Raw genomic sequence first — 8,238 nt, forward strand, 5'->3', positions numbered from 1 at the left:
CGGAGGTTCTCGGTCATCCGCGGCGAGTCGACGATCTTGCCCGGGTTCAGGCGATTGTCGGGGTCGAAGATCCGCTTCACCTCGCGCATCGCCTCGTACAGCTCGTCGCCGAAGATGTGCCGGTTGAACTCGCTGCGCGCCAGGCCGTCACCGTGTTCGCTGGAGTTAGCGCCCCCGAATTCCTTGACCAGGTCGCGGATCTCCTCCGCCACCGCGCGCATGGTGTTCACCTCCGCGGGCTTCGTCAGGTCCATGAACGGGCGGATGTGCAGGCAGCCCACCGAGCAATGGCCATAGAAGCCGGCGTCAAGGCCGTGGCCGCGCAACACCGCCGCGAACCGCGCGGTGTAGTCGCTGAGCCGAGCGGGGTCGACTGCGGTGTCCTCGATGAAGGCGACGGGGCGGCGCGTCCCGGTGCTTGCCGCCATCAGAAGCCCGAGCCCCGCTGAGCGCACCCGCAGCAGCGCGCCCTGCTGGGCAGGCGTGGTGGCGCGCAGAGTGCTGTAGCCGTGGCCGTGCCGCTGCCACAGCTCGGCAAGCTTCTCGACGCCGGCCGCTGCCTCTGCCGGCGAGTCGCCGTTGAAGGTGACGAACAGCAGTGCACCGGGGTCGCCGTCGAGAATGGAGCCCAGCGCGGCGAACTCGAGCTTCTGCCGGGAGAGATCGAGGATGGTCTTGTCGATCAGCTCGACAGCGCTGGGCCCGAAGGTGAGCGCGTCCTCCGTGGCGGCGATGGCCCCGCTCACCGAGGTGAAGTGACCGACTGCGATGGCCTTGGCGGCCGGGAGTGGCACCAACCCCACGGTCGCCTCGCTGATCATCACCAGGGTCCCCTCCGAGCCGACCACGAAGCGCGCCAGGTCGAACGGGGACGACCCGGCCAGGCGGTCCAGCCGGTAGCCACCGGCGCGGCGCCAGTAGTCGGGGAAACCGCTGCCGATCGCCGCGCGGTGCGCCTCGACCAGGGCCGGAAGGCGGCGGTACAGGCTGCCCTCCAACGTGTCGGCCGCGGCGTGCTGGGCCACCCGAGCGATGTCGACGGGGGCGAGCGTGGCCCGGCTGCCGTCACTCAACACGACGTCGAGCGAGATGACGTGGTCGATGGTCATGCCGTACAGGACCGACCCGCTTCCCGCCGAGTTGTTGCCGATCATGCCGCCGATGGTCGCCCGGTTGCTCGTCGAGGTATCGGGGCCGAACAGGAGACCGTGCCGCGCTGCGGCGCGATTGAGGTCGTCCTGGACCACGCCCGGCTGCACACGCGCGCTGCGCGTGTGTGCGTCCACCTGGAGGATGGAATCCATGTGCCGCGATGTGTCGAGGATGACCGCGCGACCGACGGTCTGACCGGCGAGGCTGGTGCCGGCACCGCGTGGCAGGACGGGCACACCATGCTGTGCGCACACCCGGACCGCCGCGGCGACATCCTCGGCGTCGCGGGGGAATGCCACCGCCAGGGGCTCGATGCTGTACGCGCTCGCGTCCCGGGAGAAGATGCTGCGCGTGTACGGATCGTCGCGCACGTCGCCCGACATGGCGGTGCGCAAGGCAACCGCGAGCTCGCTCACGGGAACGGCCGTCACCGGCTGTCGGCGAGGTGGTCGAGCGCAGCGGCCACGCCACCGGGCGTGTACGGGATGGGCGAGCGCGCCAGTCCCATCTCCACGCCGCCGAGCGTCCCGATGAGTGACAGCTCGTTGAAGTGACCGACGTGGCCGATGCGGAACACCTTGCCGGCGACTTTCCCCAGGCCGGCGCCGAGAGACATGTCGAAGTCCCCGAGGATCTGCGCACGCAGCGCGTCGGCGTCATGCCCGTCAGGGACGAGAACTGCGGTCACCACCGGGGAGTGCTCGCGCTCGTCCTGGCACAGGATCTCGAGGCCCCACGCGCGCACGGCGCTGCGGGTCGCCTGCGCCAATCGCAGGTGGCGCGCGAACACCGCGGGCAGACTCTCCTCCTCGAGCATCAACAGCGCCTCACGCAGGCCGTAGAGGAGGTTGGTGGGCGGCGTGTACGGAAAGAAGCCACGGTTGTTGAAGGACAGCACGGATTCCCAACCCCAATATGACCGCGGTAGGTCCGCCGTCTTGGCCGCGGCCAGCGCCTTGTCGCTGATGGCGTTGAACCCGAGACCCGGTGGCAGCATCAGGCCCTTCTGTGATCCACAGATGGTCACGTCCACGCCCCATTCGTCATGGTGGTACTCAGCTGCTCCCACCGAGGAAACAGCGTCGACGAACAGCATGGCAGGGTGCCTGGCTTGGTCGATGGCGTGGCGGATCTCGGGGATGCGGCTGCAAATGCCGGTGGACGTTTCGCTGTGAACCACCATGACCGCGCGGATGAGGTGTTCAGTGTCCTCCGCGAGCGCTGCGGCCAACTCCTCCGGTGAAGCGCCGTGCCGCCAATCACCGGCGATGGTGGTCACCTCGAGACCGAGCTGGGCCGCCATGGCCGCCCACAGCGCGGAGAATTGCCCGGTCTCGAAGACAACGACTCGATCGCCCTTGCTCAAAGTGTTGACCAGTGCGGCCTCCCAGGCACCCGACCCCGAGGAGGGGAAGATGACCACGGGCCCTTCGGTGCCGAACGGGACGCGGACGCGGTCGAGAAGCTCCATGACCAGCGCGGCAAATTCCGGGCCGCGGTGGTCGATGGTGGGCATGGAGATGGCCCGGAGCACACGGTCCGGCACGTTGGTGGGGCCGGGTATCTGCAGGAAGTGGCGTCCGGGGTGGACGGTCATCGCGCCAGGCGGTGCGCACGCGCGCGGCGGCGGTGGAGGAAGGCGTCGACACCCTTGCTGAAGTCGTCGTAGGCAACCGGCGAACCGCCCGCCACGGCGCCTGCGGCGACTCGCGCCGGAGCCTGAATAGCGCTGACAGCGCTCTTCGCGGCACGGACGGCGGCTCCGGACGCGCCCAGGATTGAATCGATGACCTGGTCCACACGGCGATCGAGGTCCTCGCCGCGCACGCACGCGTTGGCGAGCCCGAGTCGGACCGCCTCCTCCGCGCCCACCATCCGGCCGGTGTAGAGCAACTCTCGTGCAGCGGCTGCCCCGGCAACGGCGGTGAGCCGGTTTGCGAACGACACCGAGACAAGGATGCCGAGGACGGCGATCGGCATGCCGATGGATGCGTTGTCCGACATCACCCGCAGGTCGCAGGCCAAAGCCAGCTGACAACCGGCGCCGGCAGCGGCTCCGCGCACCTTACCGATCACCGGCACGGGCAGCTCCTCGACGGCTCGGCATGCCGCTTCCATCCTCTGGAAGCTCAGCTCGACGTCGTCCATCGAGGCCGCATCCCATTCGCGAATGTCAGACCCGGCGCAGAACCAACCCGATGCGCCCTCGATGACCACGACGCGAAGCGAGTCGTCGGTCGCCAATCGACCGACCGCGCGCTCGATCCCCGCCCAGCCGGCACTGGTCAGCGCATTGCGCCGCACCCCCGGACCGATGACGATCCGGGCGACGCGACCGCCGGAGGACCGCGTCACCTGCGGCGCCATCACCCTGCTCATCGCACCACGCCCTTGCCGCGAAGAGCCGCAAGCTCAGACTGCGAGTAGCCCAGCTCCGCCAGCACCTCGTCCGTGTGCTGTCCGAGGGTGGGCGGTGCACGATGCGCCGTGGTGACGTGGCGGGTCAGCTTGATCGGTGAGCCGGTCAGCCTCAGTGTTCCGGCGGTCGGGTGATCGACAGTGAGAATCATGTCGCGCGCCGCCACTTGGGGATGCTCCAGGGCCGACTTCACATCGTTGATGGCGCCGGCGGGGATGCCGACGCCCGACAGCAGCTCGGCCCACTCGGCCGAGGTGCGCGCGGCCAGCGCATCCTCGACCAGGGGAATCAGGGTGGCGCGGTTGACCACGCGATCGGGGTTGGTGGCGAAGCGCGGGTCGTCGACGAGAGTCTCCAGCCCGACCAGATCCGCAAAGCGACGCCAGAGGGTGTCGTTGCCGACCGCGACCATCAGGTGACCGTCCTTGGTCCGCAGCGCCTGGTACGGAACGATGGTGGGGTGGGCGGAGCCGTAGCGTCTGGGCACGTCGCCCGACGCGAAATAGCCGCCGGCGAGGTACGTTAACCATGCGATCTGGCCGTCGAGAAGGGAGATGTCGATCCACTCCCCGTGTCCGGTGGTGGCTCGCGCATGAAGGGCGGCGAGAATGCCGATCGCAGCCCACATTCCGGCACCGATGTCGGCCGCCGAGTTGCCCACCCGCACCGGCTCGCCGTCGGCTTCGCCCGTGACGCTCATCACCCCGCCGAGCGCCTGCGCGATGGCGTCGTAGCCCGGCTCTGCGCGAAGGGGTCCGGTCTGCCCGAAGCCGGAGATGGAGGCGTAGATGATCCGAGGATTGAGCGTTGACAGCTCGTCGTAGCCGAGCCCCAGCCGCGAGGCGGTTCCCGGTCGGAAGTTCTCCACCAGCACGTCACAGGAGGCGGCGAGCTTGCGCGCGATGGCGCGGCCTTCGTCGGTCTTGAGGTCGACGGCGATGCCGCGCTTGTTGCGGTTCACCGCCAGGAAATACGCAGATTCCGGGCCCTGGAAGGGCGGAGCCCATTCGCGGGTGTCGTCACCGGTGACCGGGTTCTCCAGCTTGATGACCTCCGCCCCGAGGTCCGCAAAGATCATGGTGGCAAAGGGCCCGGAGAGGATGCGGCTGAGGTCCAGGACGCGCAGCCCGGCGAGCGGCGCGGTGTCCGGCGCCGGCGATACGGCCATCTCTGCGCTACTTTGTGAGTACGCCGACGTAGAGCCTCACCACCTCGTCGTTGTGGAGAAGCTCACGACCAGGGCCGTCGAGACGGTTCTGCCCGAGCACGAGGACGTACGCCCACGCTGCGTGCCGCAACGTCTCGCGTGTGTTCTGCTCGACGACGACGACGGCGACGTCGGTGGCGCGCACCTGCTCGATGCGCTCCCACACCGTGCTCTGGAACTTGGGCGACAGTCCGGCACTGGGCTCGTCGAGGATGAGCACCGCAGGGTCAACCATCAGCCCACGGGCCATCGCGAGCATGGTGCGCTGGCCGCCGCTGAGCGTCTCCGCGCGCCGGCTGTGGGCGGCTTTGAGGTCTGGAAACAGCTGGTACAGCTCCTCGGCGCGTTCCTGCACACCGTGCGAGCGGATGTATCCGCCCATCTCCAGGTTTTCGTGCACGGTGAGCTGGGGGAACACGTTGGCCACCTGGGGGACGTAAGCGATGCCGCGCCGCACGAGCTTCTCAGGGGCCAGGCCGGTGACGTTCTTGCCCTCGACCCGTACAGCGCCCCCCGTCGGACGGATGACCCCGGCAATCGCCTTGAGCAGCGTTGATTTGCCGGCGCCGTTGGGTCCGACGATGGCGGTGATGGCGCCCCGATGGGCGCGAATGCTCACCCTCTCGACAATGGGCGGGCCGCCGTACCCCGCTGTGATGCCCTCAACGTCAAGAGCGACAGCGGTGGTGACCACCGGCGTCGCGGACTCAGACAACAGCGTCGTCATATGTGGGCATCTCCCCGAGATAGGCGTCGACAACGTCCTGGTTGCTGCGCAGCGAGTCGAACGGGCCCTCGGCGATGACCCTGCCCTCCGACATGACGATGACGTTGTCGGTCACCCGCTCGATGAACGGAAGGTTGTGCTCGACGATGACCACGGACGTCCCGTCGGTCACGAATCCGAGGACGGCAGTGGCCATGCGTTCGCCGAGGACCGGGTTGACGCCACCCATCGGCTCGTCGAGGATCACCAACCGCGGTTGGGCCATGCGGATGCGGGCAAACTCGACGAGCCGCTTCTGGCCGCCGCTGAGGTTGCCGGCCCGCTCGTTGCGCAACTCGAGCAGACTGAATTCGTCCAGGATGTTGCGTGCACGGACCACCTGGTCGGCCGCTGCCGCCTTCTCCGCCCGGCTGGGACCGCGGACCGAACGCCAGAAGCGCTCACGGCGGCCGTCCCAACGAGCCAACAAGAGGTTCTCGAGGACGGTGAGGGCCGGCCACTCGCGCGGCGTCTGGAAGGTGCGGATCATGCCCATCCGGGAGATGCGATGCGGGGCTTTACCCTGAACCTGGCTGCCCTCGAACAGCACGGTCCCGGTGTCCGGGATCTTGAACCCGCTCACCAGGTCGATGGCGGTGCTCTTGCCCGCGCCGTTGGGCCCGATCAAGCCGGTGATCTGCCCTTCAGCGGCCGTGAACGTGCAGGCGTTCACCGCCGCCAAGCCACCGAAGTGCTTGCTGAGGTCGTGCACCTCGAGCAGCGCCGTCATGCCGCGCCGGTGTCGAGAGCGGGCCCGGTGACGGGGTGCTCGACAGCGACTGAGACGCCGCCCTTGTCGCCGGGATCGTTGTCGCGCATACGGCGCTCGGGAAGGATGCCCTGCGGACGGAACCGGATGAAGAGCACGAGGATGATGCCAGTGAGGATCAGGCGGAACGCTGGCGCGTAGGCGGGGTGACCCGCGATCTCCGGGAGGTAGCGCGTGGCTTCCTGCAAACCCATCACCATGACCGCCACCCCAAGGACGACTCCACGGGTGCTGCCGCGGCCGCCGACGAGGATCGCCGCGTACAGGATGATCGTCTCGACGGGTGACCACGCCGAGGGATTGAATGCGCTGAGGTAGCCGGCGAACAGCGCTCCGCCCAGGCCGCCGAGGCCCGCCCCGAGCACATAGGCCTTGAGCTTCAGCATGTAGATGTCGCGACCGAAGGCCGCCGCGGCGCGCTCGTCTTCGCGTAGGCTCCGCAGAGCAAGGCCGAAACGGCTTCTGTCCAGCCGTGTCACGAACACGAGGACGAGCGCCAGCACGACAACGCACAGGCCCAGGTAGAAGAACGGATAGCTGGTGAAATCGAGCCCGAGCACATCCGCCATCGGGTCGAAGAGGCCGGAGACTCCGTTGAAGCCGTTGAACAGGGGCACGAACTGCCCCGCGAAGATGTACAGGACATACACGGCGCCAAGCGTCACAATCGAAAAGTAGATGCCCCGGAGGTGACGCAGCGCGATCGCACCCACGATCAACGCAAGCACCATGGAGCTGAGCACAGCCAGGATGACGGCGACGGGAAACGGCAGTGACGCTCCGAGGATGTACGACGTCGGTGCGGTGGGCGGCCCGATGGTCAGCACCAGCGTCATGTAGGCGCCGAGCGCGACGTAGCCGTAGTAGGCGAGATCGAAGTCGCCCGACCAGCCCCACACGATGTTGAGGCCGAGCGCCATGATCGCGAAGATCGAGCCCTCGGTGAGGATGGTGACCAGGTAGTCGATCATTCGAAGACGCTCCGCCTGCCGCCGACGAAGAGTCCGCGCGGGCGTACCAGGATGACAAGCGAAAGGATGGCGAACGCGAACGCCAGGTTGTACTGCGCGCTGAGGTATCCCCCGAAAAACTCGAGCGCGATGCCGACGATGACGCCGCCGACGAGGGTGCCCACTGCCTTCCCCAACCCGCCGGCTACGGCGGCGGTCAGGGTGATCAGGAAGAACGTGAAGCCTGAGTACGGGCTGAACGTGCCCACGCTCTCCGCGAGGACGAAGCCGGCGTACCCGGCGATGAGGCCGGCCAGCAGCCAGGTGAGCGCCGACACGCGATGCGCGTTGATGCCGGAAACGCTTGCCAGGGAGCGGTTCTGAGACACGGCGCGCAGCGACTTGCCGAACCGGGTGTGTTGGATGATCACGTACAGGAGTGCGGTGATGGCAACCGCGGAAAGGATGATCTGGATCTCGGTGTCGGTCCAGAGAAACGGTCCCACGTTGCGCGGTGCTCCCTGGGGGATCTGATAGCCGAGGTTCGAGGCCCCGAAGATGATCACCAGCAGGTTCTGGATGACCAGTGACACACCCAGGGTGGCGATGAACGTCGGCAGCCCGCCGATGCCCTTGCGGACGAAGCGGTCGACGACGCCGTTGTGCACCGCGAGCGCAAGTGCTCCTCCGCCGGCGGCCGCGGCCAGCCCTGAGAGGATCACGCCACCACCGTGCTGCTGCACTAGGTACGCGCAGTACGCACCGACCGTGAGGATCTCGCCGTGGGAGAGGTTGGCGACGTTGGTGACCGAATACTCGAGCGTGAACGCCAGGGCGGAGAGCGAGAGGATCGCGGCCGCGACGAGTCCGAATCCGAGTGTCAGCAGAGCCTGATGCACTGGGGCGTTCTCCGAGGACGTGGCTGGACAGGGCGCGAGGTCAGAGGTAGAGGCGGCAACGCGCGAGGATGCGCGT

The 8,238-nt window shown here is 67.9% G+C and carries 8 protein-coding genes; all 8 read right to left on the bottom strand.

Annotated elements, in window-relative coordinates; all coding sequences use genetic code 11:
* Positions 1-1,535 (bottom strand): FAD-binding oxidoreductase (locus tag JF886_RS03915; RefSeq protein ID WP_337309829.1); only part of this gene is annotated, 1,535 nt, incomplete at its 3' end.
* 44 nt (positions 1,536-1,579) lie between these two features.
* Positions 1,580-2,749, bottom strand: coding sequence for a pyridoxal-phosphate-dependent aminotransferase family protein (locus JF886_RS03920; protein ID WP_337309814.1), 1,170 nt, complete (start codon positions 2,747-2,749; stop codon positions 1,580-1,582).
* On the bottom strand, positions 2,746-3,531 hold the full coding sequence (locus JF886_RS03925; RefSeq protein ID WP_337309816.1) for an enoyl-CoA hydratase/isomerase family protein: 786 nt from the start codon (positions 3,529-3,531) through the stop codon (positions 2,746-2,748). The genes JF886_RS03920 and JF886_RS03925 overlap by 4 nt, the downstream gene beginning before the upstream one ends.
* Positions 3,528-4,739, bottom strand: a complete 1,212-nt coding sequence (locus tag JF886_RS03930) for a CaiB/BaiF CoA transferase family protein (protein WP_337309819.1) — start codon at positions 4,737-4,739, stop codon at positions 3,528-3,530. The genes JF886_RS03925 and JF886_RS03930 overlap by 4 nt, the downstream gene beginning before the upstream one ends.
* 7 nt (positions 4,740-4,746) lie before the next feature.
* The gene (locus tag JF886_RS03935) at positions 4,747-5,493 is read right to left on the bottom strand and encodes an ABC transporter ATP-binding protein (protein WP_337309821.1); all 747 of its coding nucleotides are present in this window, start codon (positions 5,491-5,493) and stop codon (positions 4,747-4,749) included.
* The gene (locus JF886_RS03940) at positions 5,486-6,274 is read right to left on the bottom strand and encodes an ABC transporter ATP-binding protein (RefSeq protein ID WP_337309823.1); all 789 of its coding nucleotides are present in this window, start codon (positions 6,272-6,274) and stop codon (positions 5,486-5,488) included. Before JF886_RS03940 ends, JF886_RS03935 begins: the two co-directional genes overlap by 8 nt.
* Positions 6,271-7,284: a branched-chain amino acid ABC transporter permease gene (locus JF886_RS03945; protein ID WP_337309825.1), complete on the bottom strand. Its 1,014-nt coding sequence runs from the start codon at positions 7,282-7,284 to the stop codon at positions 6,271-6,273. Before JF886_RS03945 ends, JF886_RS03940 begins: the two co-directional genes overlap by 4 nt.
* On the bottom strand, positions 7,281-8,162 hold the full coding sequence (locus JF886_RS03950; RefSeq protein WP_337309827.1) for a branched-chain amino acid ABC transporter permease: 882 nt from the start codon (positions 8,160-8,162) through the stop codon (positions 7,281-7,283). The genes JF886_RS03945 and JF886_RS03950 overlap by 4 nt, the downstream gene beginning before the upstream one ends.
* Positions 8,163-8,238 lie beyond the last annotated feature (76 nt).

This window comes from Candidatus Aeolococcus gillhamiae (assembly GCF_016464765.1).
Taxonomy (GTDB): Bacteria; Chloroflexota; Dormibacteria; order Aeolococcales; family Aeolococcaceae; genus Aeolococcus; species Aeolococcus gillhamiae.